The following is a 25,359-nucleotide window of genomic DNA, read 5'->3' on the forward strand; positions in this document are numbered from 1 at the left end:
ATCCTGTGTTTCTAAATACATATCTAGAGGAATTAGAACATCATGGACAAACTTGGACTCTTTTGGGCACTCTTTGTATTCTTTATTATGATCAATTTCTTTTCCATTTGGTTTATTGGGAACTATTGGTCGATAATTCTTATCGCTATTATTTGTGTTGATTGGTTAGTCAGGAAGTGTACAAGATATTATAAGAAACGATGAATCACTCTTTATTTCTTAGCTCACTTCTGTTCATAATTAAAATTTATTCTCGCCAGAATCGTGCAGCCAACAGCGCGGTTCTTTTCCTTTTTTTACAGATCGGAATCCATTTTCATTTCACTGAAAACTTTTTATCCTGATCCCAGGGTATTATATATGACTGACATACAGAAAGGGGGGCCGCGCGTTGACACAAGACCTGATCAGGCAGCTCCAACAAGAGTACAGCGATGAATTATTCGAGCAGCTCTACAGAATTTATACCGACAAAGCGATACGCACGGCGACGGCCATAACGAGAAGCTCCGCAAGTGCAGCGGATGTTGTGCAAGAAACATTTATGAGAGTATACCGGAATTTGAATACCTTTGATCTGAACAAACCCTTTGAACCTTGGTTTAATCGAATTTTGGTTAATGAATGCAACAGATATTTGGAGAAGCATTCAAGGTTAGTTCCGACGGAGCTGACGGATGAGCGTGTGCTGCCAGCGCAGCATGACCGCTACAACTTTGATGAGCACGGCGATATATACGACATGGTGCAGAGACTGGAGGATCAGCAGCGAATTCCGATCATTCTGAAGTACGTAAATGATTATGCGGAAAAGGATATCGCAGAGATGCTGGATCTGAACGTAAACACCGTCAAATCGAGATTGTATAAAGCAAGGCAGAAGCTGCAAGGCTGGCTGAGGCTGAATGGAGGAGGAGAGCAGGATGGCTCATAACGAAGAACGAGATGACCAGCTGGATCACCAGCTGAAAGACGGGCTGAGAGCAGGGACGGATGAATCGGTACAGCAACAGGACAAGATATGGTCAGCCATAAAGGGACAAATTCAGGAAGAGCGTCGACATACGGAAGCAGCAGGGGAGCTGTATTCTGTAAGGAGGAAGCAGAAATCGAAGCGGAAGCGATGGATTATCCCGGCAGTGGCGGCTGCTTCCATTCTTATCGTCATGAGCTTGCCAACCGCGCCCGTACAAGCACTCGTCGAGCAGGTAAGGGAATGGTTCGCACCGGAAAAAACAGTGGAGACAGAGATTGAAGGCATGCCTTCCACAAGTGTTGATACACTGCACGAAGGGACAGACCAGGAGTACGTCATTTATTTTGATACCACGATGTACAAAATGATCCAAGAGGAGGGAATGGACAAGATTGTACTCGCTGATCCGCCAGGAGAGCCGTATCCAGAGGTGTCGATGGAAATCTACCAGGTAGCCATGCTTCCGGAGGATGCGGCAGCCGACATTGAGGCAACCCTTGAGAAGGATTACTCCAAAGTACACGCTGCGGAAGCTATTGAGACGCCGGTCACAGGCTGGGAAGTTAGAGCCATTGGCGGTACTGGCGGTTCGGAATGGAATGACCCGATCGTCAGGTATTATGTGTTCGACAACGAAAAAGGCGGCAGCTTTATTGTGAAGCAGAACTATTTCATGGAAGCAGCCGAGGGCTTCGGCTCAAGACTACAGCAGATGATGCTGGAGTTCCACATTACAAATGGAGAATCGCAGTCTCAATAGGCGAGGTTATTATACAAAAAAAGAGAGCAGCACGGTTATGATGCCGGGCGCTCTTTTTTTGTGTCAGAGTTTAAGGGGCCTGCTTATAGCGGCTCCTTATTAATTTCCATCAACCAGAGATCTAGCACCACTATATACAATTAATGTCTGTAATGTTATTCACATTATGCCGACATATCTATTAAGCGAATCAACGAATTGATAATCAGAGATCTGGAGGAAAATATAATGAATATTGTAGACGCGCTGATTAAGAGCATGCCGTTCATTAAGGAGGTCATCCGTGAGGATGTAGCTATTGCTATATTTGACCGTGAGAAAATATTGTATTGGTCTGACAGTGAATCTTTGAAGTTTGGATTTGAGGCAGGGTATCCGCTGGATGAGCATAATCGGAATTTCTCATTTTTCCCTAACGGATATGTGAAGACGGTGGACCGGGTGGAATACTCCGGCTACGAATATCCTTTTGAAGCGATGTTTCTGCCTATCAAGGACGAGAATGGAGAAATGCTGGCTGCACTCAGCGTAAACTACAGCCTGGAGAACCAGGAAATGCTTGAGAAATATATGGGGGCCACAGAGCAGATTGCCGAGCAGCTGCTAAGTGGTATTCAGCAAGTAGCTGCGCATTCCGAAGAATTGTCCGCTACCTCGGATGAAATCTTGAACAATTCCAAAGAAGCGGTGAAAAAATCCGAAGCGGTCAACCATGTCACTGGATTTATTCGTGAGATCTCTGAGCAGACAAACCTGCTGGGCCTTAATGCTGCGATCGAAGCAGCGCGTGTTGGTGAAGCAGGAGCGGGATTTGGTGTTGTTGCCAAGGAAGTCCGCAAGCTGTCGGTTGACACCAAAGAGGCGACGCATCAAATTGAATCGTCCCTAGACAGTGTCCAGCAGTCCATTAAACAGATGGAGGAAGAGATTGGACAGATCGCCCATGCTTCACAGGATCAGGCGCAGCTGGTTATGAACTTTATGACCGCAATCGAGCAGTTGAACGAAACAAGTCAAAACCTACGCGGTTTTATCAATAAATTTATAACGTATGATCAGACCAAATAACGATGCATTCCTCGAGCGGCTCAATAGAGCTGCTTTATTTTTTACCTGAATACGGATGGAAGAAAGTGAGGGGAATTAGACAAGATAAAAATACCATGGCTATAATGAGAGCACGATTTATCGGATGGGGAGGTCACATATCATGCAGAGTACTTTACTGATGCTGCTGCAGCTATTAGAGCGGGCTGCATTGCTGCTGATGTGCTTGTTCGTGCTGATCCGGGTACCCCGTTTCAGGACTTTTTTTCAGAACGGAGACAAGACATGGAAGGAGCTCACCATTGCCAGCCTGATCTTCAGCGGGTTTGCTTTGTTTGGCACCTACAGCGGTATTAATGTCGAAGGCTCACTCGTCAATGTGCGAATTATTGCAATTATGTCAGGTGGAATATTGTTCGGTCCCTGGGTGGGACTCGTTACGGGTGTTATATCGGGCATACACCGTTTCTTGATCGACATCGGCGGTGTCACTTCCATCCCTTGTTTGATCACAAGCATAACCGCAGGTGTCGTGTCAGGGTACATATACAAGCTGAAGTCAGCCGAGCAGAGGTGGAAAGCGGGTATCCTCGCTGGTATGGCATGCGAAGCTTTAACGATGATCCTCATATTAGTGATGGCCGAGCCTTCCTCATTAGGAATCGAGATCGTTTCGCGAATTGCTATGCCGATGATCCTAAGCCAGGTCAGTGTGGGTCTTATTGTCCTGCTGGTTCAAAGCGTAGAGGGGGAGAAGGAGGTTGTAGCGGCCAAGCAGGCCAAGCTGTCGCTGGATATTGCGAACAAGACGCTCCCCTATTTCCGAAGCATTAACCAGGAATCGCTGCATACGATCTGCCGGATTATTAAGGATGACATTGGTGCGGACGCGGTGGCGATCACGGACACGAAGCTGATATTGGCATATGTCGGCGTGGGGGAAGAGCACTATCTGGAGCGTCATGAGATTATTAGTGAAGAGACGAAGAAGACGATCTCGAGCGGGCAAATTACGATTCGAAATAACGATACGGCGCATACCCATCCATTCATCAAGTCACTGATGATTATTCCGCTTCAAGAGAAGGGAGAGATCACAGGGGCGCTGAAAATTTATTATGCCAAAGCACATAAGATCACAGATTCACTGCAAGCCCTCGCGATCGGTTTGTCGCAAATGATCTCGACCTTGATGGAAGTATCCAGAGTGGAGGGAATGAAAGAAATGGCGAACAAGGCAGAGCTGAAGGCGCTGCAGACGAAGATCAATCCTCATTTTTTGTTCAATGCGCTGAATGCAATTGCCTCGTCGATTCGAATCAATCCGGATAAAGCCAGAGAGCTGATCGTGAATCTGTCGGGATATATGCGCTATAATCTGGAGCTTACAGATAAAATGATCGATATCCATGCCGAGCTGCAGCAGGTACAGCAGTATGTAGAGATTGAAAAAGCCCGCTTTGGCCACCGCCTGAACGTGGAGTACGACATTGATGAAGTACAGGTACGAATTCCAAGTCTCATCATTCAGCCGCTGGTGGAGAATGCCATTAATCATGGGATACTGAAAATAAAAGGACCAGGTACTGTCACGATTGCCGTGAAAGAGCACGAAGGAAGGGTGCGGATTACCATTGCGGATACAGGAGCTGGCATTCCGGAGGAGATTATTAAGAAGGTGCAGGATGGCAATATGCCTGAGCATCACATCGGACTGTATAACGTGCACCAGCGTGTTCAGCTCATTTACGGAGAGGGTTTGCATATCCGGCGGTTGGCTCAAGGCACCGAAATATTTTTTGATGTAAAAAAGGAGAAGCAGGCATGAAAGCAATCATTGTAGAAGACGAGGTTCTCGCCCGTCAGGAGCTGGCCTATCTAATTCGAACGCACAGCAGCATTGAGATTGAAGAGGAATTCGAGGATGGGCTGGATGCACTTAAATATTTACAGAGCCATGAGGTGGATGTTCTGTTCCTGGATATTAACGTGCCTTCGATTGACGGTGTGCTGCTTGCCCAGAATATTAGCAAGTTCCAGGTGAAGCCCTATATCGTGTTCACTACAGCGTATAAAGAGCATGCGGCCGAGGCTTTTGAAATCGAAGCCTTTGATTATATTCTGAAGCCCTACAGCGAATCCCGGATATCCTCCATGCTGGCGAAGCTGGAAGCTGCCTATGGGCAGCGGCATCAGCCTGTACAAGAAGAGTTGAAGCCGGCTATTCGTAAGGTTAATCTATGGAAGAATGACAAGATTATCGTGGTAGATAGTGACGATATTTATTATGCCTCTGCCCAGGAGAAGACAACAGAAGTGATTACTAGAGCAGAGACATACACAATGAATGTCAGCATTAGCGAATTTCATTCCCGCCTGCCTGGGGAGTCTTTCTATCGCTGTCACCGCTCATATCTGGTCAATCTGTCCAAAATACGTGAAATCATCCCTTGGTTCAACAATACGTACCTGCTGAAATTAACGGATCTGGATGTGGAGATTCCCGTCAGCCGCAGCAAAGCGAAGGAGTTCAAGCAGCTCATGCGCATATAAATGCAGTTCATTCTTAATTTGTGCTATCTCGTTCCTGAACACGTTAGAACTCTCTGTGAAAGCGTTACAATGAAGTAGCGTAAGGGGCACTGCATCGTACGCTTAAACAGCGAGAGAAAGAAGGAACGAGATATGAACTCAAAGAATAGCAACCGCTTTCTTATTGTGCTCGGCACCATTATTATGCAAATGGGTCTTGGGACCATCTATACATGGAGCTTGTTTAACGCTCCGCTTGTGAGTAAATTCGGATGGGAGCTCAGCTCCGTATCCATTACCTTTTCCATTACTAGCTTTGCACTTGCCTTCGCCACACTGTTTGCGGGTAAGATTCAAGAAAAAATAGGACTTCGAAAGCTGACAGCCGCGTCCGGTATATTACTCGGTATTGGGCTTATGCTCAGCTCGCAGGCAAGCTCGCTTGCAGCCTTATATGTGCTGGCAGGCGTTATTGTTGGCTTTGCCGACGGAACGGCTTACATTACGTCTTTATCTAACCTAATTAAATGGTTCCCGAACCGAAAAGGTCTCATCTCCGGTATTTCCGTCGGAGCCTACGGAACAGGAAGCCTTGTCTTTAAATACATTAACGGCGGTTTGATTGAATCCGTTGGTGTGTCTCAGGCGTTTCTCTACTGGGGATTGATCGTCATGGCGATGATCATTACTGGTTCACTGCTTGTTAGAGAAGCAAGCGTTGCTCCTGTCTCCGAGAGTGGCGGGAGAGAAGCGAAGCAGGTGGCAGGACCGCTTCAAGGAGCGAAAGACTATACAACAGGTGAAATGCTGCGGACCAAACAAGCATACCTATTGTTTATCGTGTTCTTCACAGCGTGTATGAGCGGACTCTATCTGATCGGGATCGTCAAGGATATCGGTATGCAGCTGGCGCATTTGGATGCCGCAACGGCAGCCAATGCGGTGGCCATGATCGCTATTTTTAACACCGCAGGACGACTGATTCTAGGTGCGTTGTCGGATAAAGTGAGCCGGATCAAGCTGGTAGGGTGTACGCTGGCCGTTACAGCAGCCGCTGCGCTCGTGCTAAGTTCTGTACCGCTGAGTTACGGTTTGTTCTTCGTCTGTGTGGCAGCCATTGCTTTCTGCTTCGGAGGCAACATTACGGTATTTCCAGCCATTGTGAGTGACTTCTTCGGTCTGAAGAATCATACGAAGAATTACGGCATCGTCTACCAAGGCTTTGGTATCGGGGCACTGTCCGGCTCCTTCATTGCTGCCATGCTTGGCGGCTTCAAGCCAACCTTTATCGTCATCGGTGTGCTTTGTATTGTTGCAGTGCTTATAGCGCTGACGATCAAACCGCCGTTCGCGGGAACTAAGGAAAAGGACGTTCCGTTCAAAGCATACAAACGTACAGCCTAATCGTAGTGCAAAGCCTGAAGGACCTTTAGTTAAAAGGAACTTCAGGCTTGTTTTGTTTGTAGCGTCTGGCACTAATCCAATTGAACACTATGACGACAATATAACAGGTTAGGGAAATGAGACAATACTCAAGGACAAGCCAGAAGTCTGTCATTTCCAGATTAAAAGTGAAACCGTGAATCGAGCTAAAGAATAACAATAAAAGGATAATGCTTGCCCACTCTACCGTATAAAGCAAGGCGAGCAATGCCAAACCGCCTAGCCAAAAAATAGAGGTTAGAATCATGAAATCCCCGCTGCGGCGTCTCATGAATAGAGCATAGAGCATCCAGGTGGCCAGGTAGAGCAGGGAGATAGCTGTAGACAAAATGCTGTGATTTTCATACACGGCCCAGAACAAGTTCATGGAACCGAAGAACAGGTTAATCATAAACATGATGAGCAGATGCATAGGGTACATTGCCCATTTTTCTGCTGTACGAATATGGCTCACTCCCTTGTATCCGTTCTTATACATATAGACACCTATGGAGGGATAAAGGTTACGTGGCAAATAAAAAAGGAGATCCTCACGCAGCGCTCGCTTTGCAGGGTCTCCTTTTTATATGGATTATAATCTTGTACCGGACCACTTTTTGTCGCCGGATAAATACTTCTCGGTGAGGATGGACAACAGCTGAATTCCGACTTCGTTATGCCCGCCTTCCGGAATGATGATATCGGCGTATCTCTTGGATGGTTCAATAAATGCTTCGTGCATGGGCTTCACTGTAGCGAGGTACTGCTGGTTAATGGATTGGATCGTACGTCCACGTTCCTCAATATCACGAACGACACGGCGCAGAATACGCACATCGGGATCGGAATCGACGAATACTTTAATGTCCAGCATCTCGCGGAGCTTCTCATCCGATAGGACATGGAGTCCTTCGATCATCACGATGTTGTTCGGATGCAGCTCTACCGTGTCCGAAGAGGATCTGGCATGAATCGTAAAATCGTAGACCGGCGCATGGACCGTTTGTCCATCACGAAGTGCTGCGAGGTGCTCGATCAGCAGCTCATTGTCAAAGGCGAAGGGATGATCATAATTCGTGAGCTCCCGTTCGGACAGACTGAGATGAGCCTGATCTTTATAGTAGTTGTCTTGAGATATAAAAGTCACTTTGCTCGACCCCAAACGTTCAATAACAGAGCGAGCTACCGTAGTTTTACCTGAGCCGGTTCCTCCGGCAATACCAATAATGAGCATGACGAATATATAAACCTCCCTAGAATAATTGCAGGAGCAACCTTAGTATTTTAGCACAGCGGGATTGATTTTTCTATGACATAGGAAAAGGGAAGAATTGTGAGCAAAAGGCGGGAAGGAAGTATTTCTTAGGTTTTGTATTATTGGACTGAAATATGAGTATCTTGGTTTTTTGATTCATGCATATAAATATTCGTAAACCGATCAATTCCCATTTGAATCTTTGAAAAAAAATAACGCTGATGCAAGAGTACTCCTCTTGCGTCAGCGTTACTATGCTAAACCCACTATTCCCTAATTATACTTGAGTAGATAGTCTGCCATATTTCTCGGTGCGTTCATCTTGTATGACGCCAGTGAAATTCAAGCCAAAACCAAAATCATACACGTTGCCCTCGTTGTCTACATGACACTCCATATCATGAGCTACATCCTCCAGCTGCTCCTCTACGGTACGCATATGGGCCGGCATTTGCATGGGAAGAAGGCCGGATGGCTCCCTTTCGCCGGTCAGGATCTCCATAATGGCCTGATCCTGTACGCCGAAGTTGGCAAGAATGGCATCCGCTTCCGCTTCAAACTCTTCAACCACGGTCGGATTGGATAGCAGCATAGAGACAATTACTGGTTTACCGTTCATTTTGGCCTTAGTATCAAGTACGGCATCTAAATCCTTCGTGTTTTGCGGTGTTACGCGCTTACCCTTATATGACCGGTTTCCATCGATATCGGATGGATGACTTGCGAGACTAAGCTCACGTGCGTGTTCCGCTGTATACGTACCATACTGTAGACTGATCGGCACGTATCCATTGCCGCCCTGTAGTTCATCCTCCTTGCTGTAGCCGGTGCCTGATTTCGGTGTGCTGATAAATACAAGTCCAACATCGGCTTCGTCCGGTTGATCCGTCACTTCAAAATACTTCGAGACCACCTCCAGGTTCACGGGATATTCTGTGCGCTCAGGGATGGGATTGCCGAACCAATCCTTGCTGGCAGCAAGATAGCGCTGCGGAATGTATACTTTACTTCTCACTTTAAGCGGCAGCACGTTATTTTTATTTTTGAGCATAACGATCGACTTCAGCTGCGCTTCATAGCCTTCACGCATATATTCAGCGTTTCCTACAATTTCGGAGCTTACCTGTGGATCTAGATATGGGTTCTCGAATAGACCCAGACGGAATAGGTTCTTCAGCAGTCTAATGGCAGATTGCTCAAAGCGTTTACGCATAAACGCTTCTCCATGCTCTTTAACACCCATTTCATAGGCTTCCAGAACAGGGCCGACTTCATTATTGCCTCCAAACTGATCCACACCGGCCATGAGCAGCTTGTAGTGGCGTTCTGCTATAGACAGATGCTCGACACCCCATGGTTTTCCAGACAAAAAGGAATCCTTATCACCCCAAATATCTCCGGTAATCCCCCAATCTGTACAAACGACACCGTCATAACCGTATTTTTCGCGCAGTAAGTCTGTAATAAGATAAGAATTATAGGAATTCCCCACATTTTCACCATTCTTCATATCCTGGTTTGCGGAAATGGTATAGTACGGCATAACGGCAGAGGCTTCACCGGTTTTTCCATCCAGCTTGAATGCTCCATCGACAAAAGGGATTAAGTGTTCTTCAAAGTTGTTCCCCGGATAAACCGCATATTGTCCGCAATAATAGTGGGCGTCCCGTCCGGCTTCCCCCGATCCACCGCCCGGCCAGTGCTTTACCATGGCGTTTACACTGTCATAGCCCCAGCCTTCGTGAATTTCGAGGTCCCCATCGGAGGTTTGAAAACCATCTACATAGGCTCTCGCCATATCCGCAGCAAGCTTAGCGTCTTCACCGAAGGTGCCGTTATAACGGAACCAGCGCGGATCTGTGGCAATATCAATCTGTGGGGACAGAGCCGTCGTAAGTCCGAGCGCCCGGTATTCCTTGGAAGCAATCTCCCCGAAACGTCTTGTTACATCCGGATCAAAGGTTGCCGCGAGTCCCAGCGATTCCGGCCACATGGAGATCTGTCCCCCGGAGCCTGCATTAAATTCGGAGCTTGAATCCGAGCCATGGCGGGGATCGGAGCTGTTATTGGCCGGGATTCCAAGTCCGGTGCCTTCTGCGTAAGCCTGAACGTTATTATTCCACTTCGCAGCAATTTCCGGGCCTTCTACCGTAGTGACCAGTACGTGTCTTAAGTGATCGTTTGCCAGGAACTCCTTTTGCTCATCGGTCAGGTCCCACGGATGAGCTCCGCTCTCCTCATAGGCTTTGCCGTTATATGTGCTCTTGATCCAGGCATGGCTTGAAGCAGGAATGGATTGATGTTTGCTGTAGAGCATAAGTCCGGCAATCTGCTCTACAGACATTTTGGAAGCCAGATCCTTTGCTCTTTCTTCAGGGGTCAGCCGCCAGTCCTCATATTTGTCGAGAGCTCCGTTCTTGCTTAGATCCTTGAAGAACAGACCGTCTTTTTCTATGATTTGAACACCTGATCCACTCGTGTATCCCAGCAGGGGACCTCGTTCATTTTTAATATATTTGATTTCTTGAGTTTTAATTTCGTCAGTATGTTTTGTCATGTGTTTCTCCTCCAGCGATAAAGCTGTTTTTTTCTTCGTATTCTTTATTAGGAAACGGTATGCGTCGGGCCGATGTGATCATCTACATTGCTTTCTTTAGAACCCAACGATGTATCTTTTCTGCTTCGCTCTGGAAGCGGCTTAACGACAATAACGCCCAGCACGGCACATAGGCCGAGCACGATATAGAAGCCTTCCCATCCGCCGACAGCCAGCAGAAACGGTGCGATAGCGGGAACGATGGATTGAGGGAGGGCATTGGCTACATTCATAAATCCAAGATCCTTTGCGGCATTTTCCTTGTTCGGCAGAATACGTGCTACCAGCGCGGTATCTACAGCAGAGAAGCATCCATAACCGAGACCGATGATGGCAGAAGCTGCAATGAATACAGGAATACTTGGGAAGAAGGCAAAGATGAATACGCCAATCGCCATAATGGCTCCCGATACGTACAGGAATGGCTTCTGCTTGCCGAATTTATCGGACAGCGTGCCGCCGAGCACACTCATAACGGCCGCCGCTGCCATGGAAGCAATGTTAATCGTCGTAACAACACCTGTTGCAGCCGTTTCGGAGAGTCCCATTCGCTGCACAAGCATCATCGTTAAATAAACACTGCTGCAATATCCCATCATAAGCAGGAATTTACCTGCCATCGCCCAAGTAAAGGCAGGATGCTTCCGGGGATTGGGGTAAATATTACGCAGCTTTTCGCCAAGCGGAACGGAGCTTGCTTCTCGTTCAATTTCAACTTTGCCGTCTTTGATGAAGAAGGTGCTTATAATTGGACCTGCAATACCAATGATCGCAAGTGTAATCCATTTTGCAGGAGTAGATGCATTTGGCATAAGGTTCATCAGGACCATACCTAGCGCGATAGCTACCGGAATAGCAATGCCGATCAGACCCGAGACCGAGCCTTGTTTTTCAACGGGAACCTGATCCGGAACAAGCGCTGTATAAGCTGCCATACCGAAATTGAAGAACAGCTGCACGATAGACCACAGGATGACGACTTGCCATACTTCGGTTGCAAATCCGATAAGTACAAGCGCGGAACACGCAACCACTGGACCAATTATAATCCAAGTGCGCCGGCGGCCTAACCTGATGTTCGTACGGTCGCTAAGGGCACCGCCAACGGGGTTGCCAATGAGGGCAAAGAAGGCACCGACGCCTGTTACAACACCAAAAGCAGCGTTCGATGCACTTGCGTCAGGTGTGATCTCTAAAATTTTAAACGTTAAGAGCAGGGTAGCCGGTGTCATCAAAGCAATCATCATACAGAAATATCCAAAAATAACGGATGCTTTCAGTCTGCCGAGCGGGGTGTACTGTTGGCCTTTCACTCTATTTTCCCCCATATTCATAACCTCCCAAATGAAATAAACAACTTATTAAAGCGGTTTCATAAAACGCTTACATTTATATTGTAAAGAAGCCGTCTGCTTTTCGGCAGGCGGCTTCTTTATCTGTTTTAGTATCAATTTTTAATCTCTGGACAGATGATGTTTTGAAATAAAGATGTCCAACATTAAAAATTGACCTATCTGTTCGTTGTTATAGTAGAGGCGATATTTCGATTAACTCAACAGCGTGCGGCTCCAGCTCAAAAACCAAAAGATTGTGCTTCATTCGGCGTCCTGATTTCCGTAAACCTTTCCGGCAATGCAGTTGATTTTAAGTACTGGATGTCTTCCAAGCTTAACTGTTCCGGGGCTCCCATCCGAACCCAGGCATCATAACTGCTCCCTTGCTGTCGAGTCAGCTTCTGTCTGGTTATGCGAAAATTACACTCAGGAAGACCACGCAGCGCTATTTCCAGATTTAATATTTTCTCATCCTTAAACCGATGATATCGGCTTGTCTGATGGATCAGAGATACATCTCCTGCCAAATACAACTCGTCATAATGACAGTAATTATAGGCGAGAATCTGATAGGCCTCCTTATTACGGGTTACAATAAATCCTTCACCTTGATCAAGGAGCTGATCCCCCAGCTTTGAGAGTAGTTCATAACTGAGCATGGCTGCTTTTGGAATACCATACTGTGTCATGAGCCCCATACCTCCATGATAGAGATGGCACGATGCAGTAAATTCCTCAATGTTATCGCTTAGGACCCAATAGCCGAAGCTCTCAACCTTGTCCAAGTTTTCAACAATATTCTTGGCGATATATGCTGCTTTGTAAAGCGTGTCATTGGTTAATTCCCGGTGGTCGGTCGTCGAATTGAACTCCGTGATGTGAATCGGAAGATGATCAAGACCTTCTCTTTTCATTATCGTTAGTTCCTGGTTCAGCATCTTGTTCAGTCGATCGGAGTCTTTTGAAATACCGCTGAATATATTCATCTTCTTATGAATGAGATCCGGGTATGATTGTCTGTGTGTTTCTTCGGTCTCAGGAACAAGCTCATTCGGATAGTAATGCACCGGAATAAAATCTGGAATCGCATTGTTCTCTCTGCAGAATTGATAGAAGGGACCTGCAAACCAATCATATGGAATCATTAATATTCTTCCTGGTGCGCCGATCTGCAGCTCTGTAGATATACTTTTGAGCGTACGGTAAGTCTGCAAATACATTTCTTTGTATTCGTCCTGCGATCCCGGCCAAAAGTAGGCGAGCTCGGGTTCATTCCAGAATTCAAATCTCCAGCTGCTGACTTCCTTGAGTCCATAACGATTCACGCAGTGGCGGACAAAATGATCGATCAATTCGCACCACATCCTAATGGAAATGGGAGGACTGACACAGCTTTTATTGCGAAACACGGTTTGTTCCGGATCTTGTGCTAATTTGGAAGGCATAAATCCAAGCTCAATGAACGGCCTTATACCAATAGACAATAAAAAATCGAACAATTGATCCGTCAGACGAAAATGATACCGCGGCTCTCCATCTACCTCATCATAGACCATCATTTCATCGTCAAAAATGCCGTGGAACCGTAAATAGTTGAACGGGCAGCGCGCCTGCAAGTATCTGAGCTGATCCTGAACGTCTGCATGCAGACCTTCCTTGGCTTTTCCGATCGTAATCAGGTTCTTCCACGTATGCTGAATGGATCTTTTGGAATGAGTAACATTCACTTGTCTTGCAGTAGACGTACGTCCGATAAGTACGGAAGTGTCTGTGTTCTCTTCCTGCTTCATATATTCCAAAAACTGCTCAATGATATCCAGCGCCCTTGTCTGGCTAAATTCTGCATAGCTCGTCGAGAAGTCCGGTGCGTGAGACGGTATGCTGATGGATCGTTCATACTGCTGGCGATATTCGTTTGGCGTCTTATGGTACTTATTTTTAAAAGCAGTATAGAATGATTTCATGTTAGGAAAGCCGTGATTCGATCCAATGTCAGCGACGGAGGTCCCTTCATTACGTAATAGCTCCTCCACAGCATATTTTAGCCGGATGCTTGTCAAATAGGATTGGAAGTTGAGACCAATATTTTCGCTGAAGAATTTGGACAGATAGGGTACAGACAAGTACTCGCGTTCTGCCAAGGCCTGCAGTGAAATGGGCTCCTTATAATGATCGTCAATGTAATTGATGATGCTCAGCATACGTTCTTTATATTTCTCGTTGACTGCTCCCTGCACCGGGTCGTTTCGAAACTGCTTGATTAGAATGGCAAAGACAGAGAGCATGCGAGTCTGCATGTCCAGCTCGTAAACCTTGCCTCGTTTATATTTCAGCAGAACCAATTCTGCAAGCAGGTGACGAATGCGCCGGTAGGATTCATTGTCTTCCATATCGGGTTTACCTGCCAAAGCATCAAAATACATTTGATCTATGCCTTGTACATGTACTTTGAGATAAGGCACAGGAACTAGGAAAGTGGCAATGATGTTGGAAGTAAGACCGACAACCTCATGGACATGCGACTGATTGATCAGACAGATGTCGCCCTCTGTGATGGTCTGCGTCTCTGTACCAACTCTAACCTCCAGCTTGCCATTGAGTACAAAAATGATCTCCACACTGTTATGCCAGTGGCTTGGTACATAGTTCACCTGATGCAGCGACACGTCAAAAGGCAGTTTATCATCAATTTCAACCAGCTCGTATATAGTACGCGGCATCTGCAGACCCCCTTTTTTTGTCTGTCCTTCAATCTTATTCATTTAATTTTAAGAGAGCAAATGGACCTATTTTTTTCTAAAAGAAATGAAGCCCCTCCTTCAAGGATCGAAAGAGGAGCTTCAAGCATTCGGGTAAGCTATTATTCAATAAAATGTTTGTAAATGACCTGGGTTCCCTTCTCATCGTAACCCAGCTTGGACAACTGCTCATAGATGGATTCAGAGAGCGCGAGGCCTGGTGTATCCAGTCCCATCTCCTTCGCCGACTCAAGCGCAATACGCATGTCCTTGATAAAATGCTTCACATAGAATCCAGGCTCGAAGTTGCCGCCAATCATGCGAGGGCCGAGGTTGCTGAGCGACCAGCTGCCAGCGGCGCCCGTCGCGATGCTTTTCAGTACCGTCTCCGGATCAAGTCCTGAAGTCTTGGCGTAAGCCAGTGCTTCCGCTACCCCGATCATGTTCGAGGCAATGGCGATCTGGTTACACATTTTGGTGTGCTGTCCCGCACCGGCTGCGCCTTGGTGAACGATGTTGGTTCCCATCAGCTTAAACAGAGGAGTGACCTCCTCAAAATCCGCAGCGTCTCCGCCGATCATAATGGACAGCTTCGCATCTCGCGCGCCGATATCACCACCTGATACGGGAGCATCCAGGGCATGAAGTCCTTTTGCAGCGGCTTCTTGATGGATGCGTTCTGCCAATTGAGGACTGGACGTCGTCATATCAATCAGATAAGTTCCTTGAGCGCTGTTTGCGATAAGTCCATTCTCACCGAGGTAAATCTCCTCCACATCTTTCGGATAGCCGACCATGGTTATGATGACCTGACAGGCCTCAGCCAGACTAGCAGGAGTTTCATGCCAGACGGCCCCTTGCTCTACGAGCTCGGCTGCCTTCTCTGCAGTTCTTGTGTATACATGAAGCTTGTACCCTGCCTTCTGGATATGTCCTGCCATGCTTTTGCCCATTACGCCTGTACCAATGAATCCTACAGCGGTTTGTTCTGATGAAATTGCCATATGAATTGCTGCCTCCTTTGGATATCCTGCTTCTAAGTATAATCCTAAATATAGATTGACACACCAATTCGTTGGTGCTATTTTCAATCTATACCAATCTCATCGAATTTGTAAGTTATCTAAGACATGACATAAATATAGCTGACTGTGAACAAACAGAGGTGTTGCTCTACTGCATAGGGACGATGCCTCTGTTTTTTATAACACCAAACAAGGAGTGATAGAGAATGAGTAATAATGAGACAAAGCGTCAGAATGTGCTGGAAGTATCTTTGCAGGATGTGAGTGCTCATCGGACACCGGACTATCCGGTGAATCCATTGTTTGTGGAGCGCTGGTCTTCCCGTTCCTTCGCGGATCAACCGGTTCCACAAGATGTGCTGTATACGGTGCTTGAGGCCGCACGCTGGGCGCCGTCCTCCAACAATTTGCAGCCATGGCGTTTTTATATCGCTCAGACAGAAGAAGAGCGCGAGCTGTTCAAGGAATTCATACTTCCTGGTAACCGGATATGGTCAGATCATGCGCCTGTTCTGATTCTGCTTGCTACAGATACACGCAGAGACGAGAACGGTGGAGTTAATGGAGCACATGCTTTTGATGCAGGTGCTGCCTGGGGCTCCATCGCACTGCAGGCACATCTGCTGGGGCTGGCTACTCGGGCCATGGGAGGCTATGACCGAAACAAAGCGCGTGAAATTCTAGACATTCCGGATTACATTGAGCTGCAAGCGGTTATCGCTCTGGGTTATCGTGCAGGGCTGGACACGTTGGATGAGCGATTCCGTGAGCGAGAAATACCCAATGAGCGCCGTGCCTTAAGCAACAGCATTTTGGAACTGAAAAGAAAGTAAGCATCTCATCTAAAAATAACGCCTAAACATGAATCGGCCGCTTGAATGAAGTGATCCCTCCATAGTTAGAACGCCATCTAAAAACAGGACGAAGTTCACAATTCATACAAGCGGCTGTTTTTCGTTTATTCAGTTCTTTCCAGAGGTCAAAGGAATTTGAAGCTCGAACGTACTTCCTGCAGTAGAAGTTTCAATGAGCCGCAGATGACCGCCCATGTTCGCGGCTAGCAACCTGCTGAAGCTGAGACCCAGCCCCAATCCACGAACCCGTTCCTGTTTGTCATTCCCGCGATAGAAGCGTTCGAAGATGAGCTCCTGCTCGTTTGCCGGTATTCCCCTGCCATTATCCTTAACGACGATGGACAAGTCCTGACTCCCCGCTGAAGCTACATGGACGCTTAAATGAAACTGTCGATCTTCTGTTGCAGATTCCACACTATTGTTGAGCAGGTTCGTCATGATCTGCTGGATACGCAGCGGATCTCCCCATAGAGTAGTCTCTGTTACGGATTCTTCCCACGTCAGCTCAGGCGTCTGCATGTCACAGCTCTGATGAAGTGACCATTGATAGATCATTTCTCTGAAGAAGGGAACCGCTGATATTGACTCAGGCCTGAGCGGAATGACTCCGGCTGCAATGGCGTTATAATCCAGCAGATCAGCAACCATATGCTCTAACCTATTCGTTTCCTTGAGTGCGGCTTCCATAAATTCGCCAGCTTCCTCTTGTTCAACGACGCCTTGCTGTACGGCATGAAGCAATCCTTTGATGGAAGTGACAGGCGTCTTCAGTTCATGTGTCAGTCCTGCAAGCATGTATGATCTGGAGTGCTCCAACGTCTTCAGACGCTCGGACATCTCCTTAAACGAGGTCGTCAGCTCATAAATTTCCTGTTCCTTCACGTCGGTGCTTAGAGTTACATCGTAATTACCCTGGCGTATTTCGCGTGCTGCCTCGGCGACATCACGGATCGGGCTGACCAATTTTCTTGTGAGCAGGTGGATTGTGACCCACCCAAGGACGGCAAGAAAGACAAAGGCCCCGGCAACAAGCCAGGTTTGGTCCGTAATGATCGTGAACGACTTTATTGGAAGGAGCAGGATAACCTCGCCAATTTCTGTCCCTGATTGCGTAATAGGGGCGGTAATCTTTTTCGAGCCAGATGCTTCCGGCGATAGAATCCGTTGCTTCAACTGCTCTTCTGGCATCGGAGGGTTGGAGAACACAGGTTTACCCTCCTGATCCGTAATAATGACACACATGCCCGCGCTTTTTTCGATCATATTTTTACGTTTATCGATGAGCGCATTTAAATCCTGCCTGTGGTACTCAACCTCATCGCTGCCGGCTCCTTGAACGATTTTGTCAGCGATCTCTTGGGCAAGGATTCGGGTGGTCTCAAGCCGACGATCCATGGATTCATGCTTGACCCACCAGAAGGACAGCAGGCTCAGAATGGCCAGCCCGGCGAAGAGGGCGAGGAAATAGCGCCTTGTCCAGTATACTTTTATCGATCTCAGCGGTTTATCCAAAATTGATACCCCGTTCCTCGTAATGTTTTGATATCTCCTTCTTCTTTAGGCCAGTGGGAGAGGGAATGCCGGATCCGTTTAATCGATAGATCCACAGCCCGATCACTGCCTTCGTAATCCAGTCCCCAGATGTTCTCGATCAGCTGCTCCCGTGTAAAGGTTTGATTCGGATGCTCTGCGAGAAAGAAGAGTACAGAAGTATCCCGCGGAGTAAGCGGGACGTCGGCTCCGTTTAACATGACTCTCTGTGAGCGAAAATCGAGAGAGAGACAGCCATAGCTGCGTCTATGCTCCTCATTGTCTGTCCAGCCGAGCGGTCTGCGCAGTACGGCATTCACACGGGCAACGACCTCCTCGGGGATGAAAGGCTTGGACATATAGTCGTCGGCCCCATTGTTCAATCCGATGAGCTTATCATCTATACCGTCCTTGGCGGTAAGCATGATGACAGGAACGCTGCTCGTTTTTCGGATGTGCTGCAGCACTTCCCAGCCGTTTTTGCGAGGGAGCATAATATCCAATATGACAAGCGCCGGTACCTGAATGGTTAGCTGCCTTACGGCTTCTTCTCCATCATATACAGCGTTCACTTCAAATCCGGCTTTTTTCAGATAAGCGCTGAGTACTTTTGAAATAGCCCGTTCATCTTCCACGATCATTATTTTTTTCAACAGACACCTTCTCCTTTCTCCTCCCGGATTACAGCACAGGTCTCATTCTCTATTTATCCGTTACAGTTAAACGGTACAAGCTTTATTCTCTAATCATTTACAGGTTGATTTCTTTTCATATGAACGTAGCTCGATGGCTGTCCTTGTGCAAGGATATGCATGAATTTTATCATAAACACTTCTCTATTTCTTTTGACATTCTCCTGACACATTCCTTTGCTATGATTCTTTCATGCCGCAGCCAGAACACAAGAGAGAAACCATAGATTAGATCAAAAACATGAGAGATGCTGGGAGGAATAATAATGAATAAGAAAAAGAGAAATTGGATTATTGCAGGAGCAGCCGCGGCCCTTATTGTTGGCGGCACAGCCGCTTATGGAGGAATCAACAATTTTCTTGGCAACAATGTAGAGATTGAATCGGTTATGTCTGGCAATACAGAGCCTTCGGGTGAAGCACAGACCGTAAGCAGTGAAGAGTTGACTGGAGCCTGGGCGCTGCAGGATGAATCCAAAGTGTACTGGTCTATTACGACTTCTCAAGAAACCGTAAACTTTGTGAATGATGCGGTGACGGGAGCATGGAGTATTGATTTTACAGCACCGGAGTCGATGTCGGCTGAAGGCATCATGGATATGTCGGCCCTCGATTCAGGTAATGCTCAGCGTGATGATCATTTACAGGAGAGCGACTTTTTTGATGTAGCAGCATACCCTGAGGCTACTTTTACTGCAGACACCTTTACAGGACTTCCTGAGGAGTGGACAGAAGGTGAGGTTGTGCCAGTAACGATTGAAGGCACCATGACGGTAAGAGGGATGGAAAAGGATGTGACCTTCTTCTCTGAAGTCAGCTATCAGGAAGGAAACCTCCTATTGTCCGGACAAACGGAAGTGACATTCGATGATTTTGGGATGGAGAACCCGCATAACGTCGTTGTGGAGACAGAAAATGATGTGAATGTGCGTCTGGAGCTCGTATTGAGTCAGTCTTAATGTAATACATTCAGTAGAGAAACCTGGTCTTTATTTAAAAGACTGGGTTTTTTCTTTCTATAAATAAGAAGAATCCTGAAGTGAATAAGAAGAATGCTGAAAGTGGTAAGAAAATAAAAAGTTAGTGCAAAGTTATGCAAACGGTTGCATTTACGATGAATTAAATTTATATTGAAGATGTTTCATTTTGAATGGGTTTGGGAAATACCTATTAGTTGAAATGAGTTATGAAAATGGAGTCAGTTGCAGCCCGTGTAATTAGATAGGACGTTGATTGGTGAATTCCAGCTTAGCAGCAAGATTATATAACGAACCGGAGGCTCAAGGTATGATCGAACAAAATCAGTTGAACGTACATAAAACTACGCATTCCACAGCTTCACACAATCCAGTCGATTGGAAGCAATTCGATGAGCAGTATGCATACAGCGGTGATGACTTAGGCGCCCATTACCATCACGGTTCTGTAACACTGAAACTATGGGCTCCACTTGCCTCTAAAGTTAAAGTGAGTCTATACCATCCGAATGACGATACGAAGCTGGCTGGCCAATTCCCGCTCGTTCAAGGAGAACGCGGTATTTGGAGTTTGGTTCTATCACCGGATGAGCTATCTGTAGATGACCTTCACGGTTATTTCTATCAATATGAAGTTACAAATCAGGGCGTCACCAAAAAGGTGCTTGATCCCTATGCTAAATCCATGGCTCCGTCACGAGTGGATACCAAGGGAGATCCGGGTGAGGACGGCGAACTTATTGGTAAGGCGGCCATCGTAGATTTGGAACGTACCCGTGTCGCTGATCTGAGCTTTGCTTCTATTAAAGATTACAACAAAAGAGAAGACGCGATCATATGGGAAATCCACGTCCGTGATTTTACTTCTGATCCGCAGATTGAAGGGGAATTGTCTGCAAGATGGGGGACTTATAGAGCTTTTGAGGACAAATTAGCTTACATTCAATCGCTGGGAGTAACCCACGTTCAGCTGCTGCCTGTTATGGCTTGGTATTTAGGGAATGAACTGAAGATGGGAGAGAGAGAGCTTCACTATTCTGCCCTCGACAATGAATATAACTGGGGCTATGACCCGCACAATTATTTCTCACCGGACGGGGCGTATTCCGAGAATCCTGCTGACCCCGAGCTTCGTATCAAGGAGCTGAAGTCACTCATCCATGCCATTCACGAGGCCGGAATGGGTGTTATTCTCGATGTCGTATACACGCACATGGCACTCCCGGAATTCCTTAATGATATTGTACCGGGTTATTATGCTTGGCAGAATGCGGAGGGAGAATTTATCGGCGGCTTCGGCAACAATCTGGCGACAGATCGGAAGATGGCAGAGAAGCTGATGGTGGATTCGGTCAAATATTGGTTTAGTGAGTATAAAATCGACGGTCTGCGCTGGGACATGATGGGGGATGCAACGTATCCCGCCGTTCAGAAGGCATATGATGAAGCCGCTAAAATCAATCCTCAAGCCCTATTTATCGGCGAAGGATGGCGTACCTTTGCAGGAGATGAATCCGATGCGGCCTTGAAGGGGCTTGCTGCAGATCAGGACTGGATGGATAAGACAGACGATGTCGGTGTCTTCTCAGATGAGATCCGAAATGAGCTGAAGTCGGGTTTTGGCAATGAAGGAGAACCCCGTTTTCTAACGGACGGGCCAAGAGACATTGAACTCATTTTCAACAACATAAAGGCACAGCCCTCCAATATCCCGGCAGATAGTCCGGGGGATGTGGTCCAATATATTGAAGCGCATGACAATTTAACGCTCTATGATGTGATTGCGATCTCAACCGATAAAGATCCAGAGATTCCGGAGGACGATCTGGAGATTCATCAGCGGATTCGCCTGGGTCATGTTCTCGTGCTGACCTCTCAGGGGACGGTGTTCCTGCATGCAGGACAGGAGTATGGAAGAACGAAGCAGTGGAAGGCCGAGGGTATACCAGAGCATAAGTTCCATGAGTTTGCATCAACCGGGGATAAGATCCACTATTATATTAATGATTCTCACGACTCAACGGATGTCGTCAACATGTTCGAGTGGGCAAAAGCTACAGACGAAGGGCAATATCCAGTAAATATCGAGACCCGCAAGCATCTTCAAGGGCTTATACAGCTCAGAAAAGCTTCGGACGCCTTCCGGTTAGACAGCATGGAGCTCATTAATCGCAATGTAACACGAATTAATACACCGGATATTCAAAAAACAGATCTCGTTATCGCATACAGCTGTCTCTCAAGTGATGAGCGTGAGTGCTATCATGTGTTTGTAAATGCGGATAAGAAGGCAAGGAAGCTCAGACTACAACAGGACTATACTTCATGTGAGGTCATTGTAGACCAAACTCGTGCAGGAGTCAGTCGGCTGGATCAGCCGACAGGAGTGAAGCTCACGGCAGATACGATGATTTTGGAGCCGCTGACGGCTGTTGTCTTAAAGGAGAAGAAGAGCTGAGCTTGCAGAGAGGATAGAGGAATACCATAAGGGATCTCGTATTTATAGTTTAAAATACATCATTTGAAAAGGGGATTATCACGATGCATGATCTTTCGTCTGAATCCGTCCGCCTTAACTTTGGAAAATACGAGATCCCGGCTGATCTACAGCTGCTTCTTTCTATAGAAGAAGAATTCCGTGCGGTTCATCCGCAGGGCTTGGATTTTGGTATGGGGCTCATCCCTGAACTAGGCAGCTTTCGTTACTTATGTACACCCTCAGATGTTATTGTTTTTGGCTCCAATGGCTGTGATGGTATTCATTACGGCTATCTGACTGATTTCGGTGAGGTGGAGAGCTTGGATCAGGCACCGATCGTCTGCATCAGCCCTATGGATTTTGGAGAAACAAACAAACTGATCGCTGGCAGTTTCAGAGATTTTCTAAGTATTGCTCTTACGGATAGTGCTCTGTTCTATAATCGTTTTGAGAGTGAGGATGCATACAGAACGCAGGTTAAGATTTGGGAAGAAGAAGCTTTGGCTTCACCGTATGGCTGTACACCGGAAGAAGAGAAGCTAAGGAAGGAGCTGCATGAGAGGCTTCGGAAGGACTTTGATCTGCCTGTGATCGAGAATCCTTATGCTTATATTAAAGAAATACAGGCTGAACGTGCTGCTAGTGCTGTCGTCCTCACACAAGACACTCTTCATATCGTAACGAATCCATTAGAGAAGGCGGAACTAGCTGAGGAGGAGCTGCGACTTATACAGCAAGTAGATCCAGAGAGTGAAGAAGAGGTACGAACCTCACTTGACCAGTGCAGTCTTCCCGCAGCACTTGCAATCATTCGAAATGTAGAATTAAGTGCGATGTACGAGACAAGAGTAGTAGCACAGCAATATTTGCGCAGCAGGGGATATGAAGATGAAGCCCGAAGGGTAGGAGTTACTATCCAAGGCCAAGAACCGATTAAATCGACGTACACTATATTAGGTACTATGACCGTACGTGGAAATATAGATGCGTAATATCAGCATTTTAATGAATTCCGAGCAGGCCGAGCCTGACTCGGTTTTTTTTATTTGAAGTGCGGTAGACAAACCTTGATGTTGCAAGTCGGAAGTTGATTTAGCTATATAGATGCAAAAAAACTCCATTTTCTTTGTTTGGAAATTAATGGTTGACTGTTAGATAACCATTGGTTATATTATAACCAGAGGTTACAAACCAGTGGTTATCTAAAGGAGGTGTTTTAGTGGCAGGAAACAGACAAGAGATTCGTTCTGAAGAAACCAAGCGGGTCATTTTGGCCATGGCAGCTGAGCTTTTCTCGAAACGTGGCTTTGATACGGTGTCTATGAGAGAGATTGCAAGAGCAGCGGGCTGCTCACATACAACGATTTACATCTACTTCAAAGATAAACAAGCACTGCTTCACGAATTATCCGTACCACCGCTGGAACGTTTAAAGTCGAATATGCTTCTGGCGCTTGAAGATACGAATATGAGTTCTAAAGAGAGGCTTATAGAGGTGAGCTGGCGATTTATTGAATTCTGCTTGCGTCATCGCAACATGCATACGATATTTTTCGGAACCAATACAGAGCGGGTGGATATCGAGCCAGAGCTTCCGCTTAATAAACTGCGCAATGAACTGTTCAATCTGTTTAAGAGAGGTCTTGGAGACATCTATGAGCTTGAAGAAGAAAGTGATACATTGTTGTCCTACTCCCGAATATATTTTTATATGCTGCATGGGATCGTTGGAACCTATCATCAATCAAGCGAGACAGCTGAGGAATTATCAGCGAGACTCTTGCCTACATTTAAAGAATCATTTGAGATCATATTACTGGGTTTTACCGAGAAGCTAAAATCAAGGAGGTAAGACAATGAAAATAGAGCGAGTCTCCGAGCATATTTGGGCATTGAAGACGTGGATGCTGTTTCCGGTGCGCGTATGGATTGTAGCAGAAGAGGATGGAGTGACTCTCGTGGATGCCGGAGTGGGTTCCATGGCCAAAGGAATACTGAAGTTCGTTGAGCAGCTGGGAGCAGGACAGATTCGGCAGATTGTACTTACTCATGGACATTCCGATCATGTCGGCTCCGTGACTTCAATAAGAGAACATCATCAGGTCCCTGTTTATGTGCATCCTGTTGAGATCCCCTATATGGAAGGAGATATAGCCTACCCTCGTCGAAAAAAAGCTGCCGCCTCACTGCCTAAGCAGCTCGCAACTCCTCTTTCAGTGGATCAGGAGGGCAGGATTGAGAGTGTGGGCACATTAAAAGGTTACCATACACCTGGACATTCTCCAGGACATGTCGTTTATTATCATGAGAAGGATGGCGTTCTGCTCGCAGGTGATCTATTTACATCTAAGAAAGGCAGGTTGAACCGTCCGATGCCGATGTTTACAGCGGATATGCAGGAAGCTGTGCGAAGCAGCCGTATAGTCAAAGAGTTGAAGCCGCACCGAGTGGAGGTATGTCACGGCAAACCTGTCTTTAGCGCGGCAGATCATCTGGATGAGTATATGAGGATGATGAATTCATCTATATCTATATAGATTACAAACAAGCTTGCCTGTCATATAGACAGGTTTTTTGTTTATAGTGAGTATTCGTCGAGGTATGAGTTTAATAGAAGAGAGAATAGTAAACAAATTTTTCTCAAAAAAAGTGTTGCATAAATTTTATGTACATGGTATATTCTAATTCCGGCCAAGAAATAAGCCGTTTCAAACAAGAACAAGGCAAGTAAGCTTCGATGAGAAGTTGAAAAAAACTTTTGAAAAAAGCTTGCATTTCTAAACCGGAAATGATATGATATAAAAGTTGCTGAAGACGAGAGTTGAAACGCAACGAAGTTGATCTTTGAAAACTGAACAACGAGTGAGCAAAGAATTTCGATTCTTCGAAATTCTAAACGCGAGGTTATGGTACAAGTCGTCAGACTGTATGATAACCGAGCAAAATAAAGAGAACATTACGTTCTCGTCAGTTTTTCTAAATGAGCTTAATCGCTCTCTTTCGGAGAGTTTGATCCTGGCTCAGGACGAACGCTGGCGGCGTGCCTAATACATGCAAGTCGAGCGGAGTCAATGAGAAGCTTGCTTCTCTGAGACTTAGCGGCGGACGGGTGAGTAACACGTAGGTAACCTGCCCATAAGAT

19 protein-coding genes, 1 rRNA gene and 1 pseudogene are annotated in these 25,359 nt (G+C 46.5%); 13 read left to right on the top strand and 8 right to left on the bottom strand.

The features are described 5' to 3' along the window. The first annotated feature begins 391 nt into the window (after positions 1 to 391). The 6 genes from TCA2_RS23030 (at position 392) to TCA2_RS23055 (ending at position 6,719) form a co-directional block, all read left to right on the top strand. Positions 392 to 934, top strand: coding sequence for an RNA polymerase sigma factor (locus TCA2_RS23030; RefSeq protein WP_047913942.1), 543 nt, complete (start codon positions 392 to 394; stop codon positions 932 to 934). Further along, positions 924 to 1,736, top strand: a complete 813-nt coding sequence (locus TCA2_RS23035; protein ID WP_047913943.1) for a hypothetical protein — start codon at positions 924 to 926, stop codon at positions 1,734 to 1,736. Before TCA2_RS23030 ends, TCA2_RS23035 begins: the two co-directional genes overlap by 11 nt. Before the next feature lie 228 nt (positions 1,737 to 1,964). Further along, on the top strand, positions 1,965 to 2,804 hold the full coding sequence (locus TCA2_RS27920; RefSeq protein WP_047913944.1) for a methyl-accepting chemotaxis protein: 840 nt from the start codon (positions 1,965 to 1,967) through the stop codon (positions 2,802 to 2,804). Between the two features lie 142 nt (positions 2,805 to 2,946). Continuing rightward, positions 2,947 to 4,611 carry a sensor histidine kinase gene (locus TCA2_RS23045; protein WP_193746112.1) on the top strand — a complete coding sequence of 555 codons (1,665 nt, stop codon included), beginning with the start codon at positions 2,947 to 2,949 and terminating at the stop codon, positions 4,609 to 4,611. Next, complete coding sequence (locus TCA2_RS23050; RefSeq protein ID WP_047913945.1) at positions 4,608 to 5,336, top strand: LytTR family DNA-binding domain-containing protein; 729 nt, start codon at positions 4,608 to 4,610, stop codon at positions 5,334 to 5,336. Before TCA2_RS23045 ends, TCA2_RS23050 begins: the two co-directional genes overlap by 4 nt. Positions 5,337 to 5,468: 132 nt before the next feature. Next, positions 5,469 to 6,719, top strand: a complete 1,251-nt coding sequence (locus TCA2_RS23055; RefSeq protein WP_047913946.1) for an OFA family MFS transporter — start codon at positions 5,469 to 5,471, stop codon at positions 6,717 to 6,719. Between the two features lie 25 nt (positions 6,720 to 6,744). Here the strand turns inward: TCA2_RS23055 and TCA2_RS23060 are convergent, their stop codons facing one another. From TCA2_RS23060 to TCA2_RS23085, 6 genes are all read right to left on the bottom strand, one after another. Beyond that, a complete protein-coding gene (locus tag TCA2_RS23060; RefSeq protein WP_047913947.1) occupies positions 6,745 to 7,236 on the bottom strand; it encodes a hypothetical protein in 492 nt (163 codons plus the stop codon). A 93-nt stretch (positions 7,237 to 7,329) separates the two neighbouring features. Continuing rightward, positions 7,330 to 7,971: a uridine kinase gene (udk, locus tag TCA2_RS23065; protein ID WP_047913948.1), complete on the bottom strand. Its 642-nt coding sequence runs from the start codon at positions 7,969 to 7,971 to the stop codon at positions 7,330 to 7,332. A gap of 298 nt (positions 7,972 to 8,269) precedes the next feature. Next, entirely contained in the window at positions 8,270 to 10,549 is a 2,280-nt protein-coding gene (locus TCA2_RS23070) for a glycoside hydrolase family 3 N-terminal domain-containing protein (RefSeq protein ID WP_047913949.1), read from the bottom strand. A gap of 47 nt (positions 10,550 to 10,596) precedes the next feature. Further along, positions 10,597 to 11,916, bottom strand: a complete 1,320-nt coding sequence (locus TCA2_RS23075; protein WP_047913950.1) for an MFS transporter — start codon at positions 11,914 to 11,916, stop codon at positions 10,597 to 10,599. A gap of 245 nt (positions 11,917 to 12,161) precedes the next feature. After that, positions 12,162 to 14,642 carry a helix-turn-helix domain-containing protein gene (locus TCA2_RS23080; RefSeq protein ID WP_238546494.1) on the bottom strand — a complete coding sequence of 827 codons (2,481 nt, stop codon included), beginning with the start codon at positions 14,640 to 14,642 and terminating at the stop codon, positions 12,162 to 12,164. Positions 14,643 to 14,782: 140 nt separating this feature from the next. Further along, positions 14,783 to 15,664 (bottom strand): NAD(P)-dependent oxidoreductase, encoded by an 882-nt coding sequence (locus tag TCA2_RS23085; protein ID WP_047913951.1) that lies wholly within the window; start codon positions 15,662 to 15,664, stop codon positions 14,783 to 14,785. A 227-nt stretch (positions 15,665 to 15,891) separates the two neighbouring features. On the opposite strand from TCA2_RS23085, the gene TCA2_RS23090 reads away from it, so the two are divergent. Beyond that, positions 15,892 to 16,518, top strand: a complete 627-nt coding sequence (locus TCA2_RS23090; protein ID WP_047913952.1) for a nitroreductase family protein — start codon at positions 15,892 to 15,894, stop codon at positions 16,516 to 16,518. A 129-nt stretch (positions 16,519 to 16,647) separates the two neighbouring features. Here TCA2_RS23090 and TCA2_RS23095 read toward each other — a convergent pair whose 3' ends face one another. Continuing rightward, a complete protein-coding gene (locus tag TCA2_RS23095; protein WP_081872778.1) occupies positions 16,648 to 18,051 on the bottom strand; it encodes a HAMP domain-containing sensor histidine kinase in 1,404 nt (467 codons plus the stop codon). Continuing rightward, the gene (locus TCA2_RS23100; RefSeq protein WP_047913954.1) at positions 18,036 to 18,722 is read right to left on the bottom strand and encodes a response regulator transcription factor; all 687 of its coding nucleotides are present in this window, start codon (positions 18,720 to 18,722) and stop codon (positions 18,036 to 18,038) included. Before TCA2_RS23100 ends, TCA2_RS23095 begins: the two co-directional genes overlap by 16 nt. Positions 18,723 to 19,027: 305 nt before the next feature. On the opposite strand from TCA2_RS23100, the gene TCA2_RS23105 reads away from it, so the two are divergent. The 6 genes and pseudogenes from TCA2_RS23105 to TCA2_RS23130 form a co-directional block, all read left to right on the top strand. Further along, positions 19,028 to 19,720: a YceI family protein gene (locus TCA2_RS23105; protein WP_047913955.1), complete on the top strand. Its 693-nt coding sequence runs from the start codon at positions 19,028 to 19,030 to the stop codon at positions 19,718 to 19,720. Positions 19,721 to 20,036: 316 nt separating this feature from the next. Then, positions 20,037 to 22,196 (top strand): annotated as a pseudogene (locus TCA2_RS23110) (alpha-amylase family glycosyl hydrolase); the annotation flags it as partial. Between the two features lie 83 nt (positions 22,197 to 22,279). Then, positions 22,280 to 23,209 (top strand): hypothetical protein, encoded by a 930-nt coding sequence (locus TCA2_RS26410; protein WP_052512278.1) that lies wholly within the window; start codon positions 22,280 to 22,282, stop codon positions 23,207 to 23,209. A gap of 227 nt (positions 23,210 to 23,436) precedes the next feature. Beyond that, entirely contained in the window at positions 23,437 to 24,069 is a 633-nt protein-coding gene (locus tag TCA2_RS23120; protein WP_238546495.1) for a TetR/AcrR family transcriptional regulator, read from the top strand. A gap of 4 nt (positions 24,070 to 24,073) precedes the next feature. Beyond that, entirely contained in the window at positions 24,074 to 24,754 is a 681-nt protein-coding gene (locus TCA2_RS23125) for an MBL fold metallo-hydrolase (protein WP_047913956.1), read from the top strand. Positions 24,755 to 25,214: 460 nt separating this feature from the next. Beyond that, positions 25,215 to 25,359 (top strand): 16S ribosomal RNA (locus tag TCA2_RS23130); the annotation flags it as partial.

The sequence above is a fragment of the Paenibacillus sp. TCA20 genome (assembly GCF_000732325.1).
Classification (GTDB): Bacteria; Bacillota; Bacilli; order Paenibacillales; family Paenibacillaceae; genus Paenibacillus; species Paenibacillus urinalis.

Excerpts from the sequence above, each read along its gene's own strand:
- TCA2_RS23035 (WP_047913943.1), top strand. The coding sequence starts at position 924 with ATGGCTCATAACGAAGAACGAGATGACCAGCTGGATCACCAGCTGAAA.
- TCA2_RS27920 (WP_047913944.1), top strand. The coding sequence starts at position 1,965 with ATGAATATTGTAGACGCGCTGATTAAGAGCATGCCGTTCATTAAGGAG.
- TCA2_RS23045 (WP_193746112.1), top strand. The coding sequence starts at position 2,947 with ATGCAGAGTACTTTACTGATGCTGCTGCAGCTATTAGAGCGGGCTGCA.
- TCA2_RS23050 (WP_047913945.1), top strand. The coding sequence starts at position 4,608 with ATGAAAGCAATCATTGTAGAAGACGAGGTTCTCGCCCGTCAGGAGCTG.
- TCA2_RS23055 (WP_047913946.1), top strand. The coding sequence starts at position 5,469 with ATGAACTCAAAGAATAGCAACCGCTTTCTTATTGTGCTCGGCACCATT.
- TCA2_RS23060 (WP_047913947.1), bottom strand. The coding sequence starts at position 7,236 with ATGTATAAGAACGGATACAAGGGAGTGAGCCATATTCGTACAGCAGAA.
- udk (WP_047913948.1), bottom strand. The coding sequence starts at position 7,971 with ATGCTCATTATTGGTATTGCCGGAGGAACCGGCTCAGGTAAAACTACG.
- TCA2_RS23070 (WP_047913949.1), bottom strand. The coding sequence starts at position 10,549 with ATGACAAAACATACTGACGAAATTAAAACTCAAGAAATCAAATATATT.
- TCA2_RS23075 (WP_047913950.1), bottom strand. The coding sequence starts at position 11,916 with ATGGGGGAAAATAGAGTGAAAGGCCAACAGTACACCCCGCTCGGCAGA.
- TCA2_RS23080 (WP_238546494.1), bottom strand. The coding sequence starts at position 14,642 with ATGCCGCGTACTATATACGAGCTGGTTGAAATTGATGATAAACTGCCT.
- TCA2_RS23085 (WP_047913951.1), bottom strand. The coding sequence starts at position 15,664 with ATGGCAATTTCATCAGAACAAACCGCTGTAGGATTCATTGGTACAGGC.
- TCA2_RS23090 (WP_047913952.1), top strand. The coding sequence starts at position 15,892 with ATGAGTAATAATGAGACAAAGCGTCAGAATGTGCTGGAAGTATCTTTG.
- TCA2_RS23105 (WP_047913955.1), top strand. The coding sequence starts at position 19,028 with ATGAATAAGAAAAAGAGAAATTGGATTATTGCAGGAGCAGCCGCGGCC.
- TCA2_RS26410 (WP_052512278.1), top strand. The coding sequence starts at position 22,280 with ATGCATGATCTTTCGTCTGAATCCGTCCGCCTTAACTTTGGAAAATAC.
- TCA2_RS23125 (WP_047913956.1), top strand. The coding sequence starts at position 24,074 with ATGAAAATAGAGCGAGTCTCCGAGCATATTTGGGCATTGAAGACGTGG.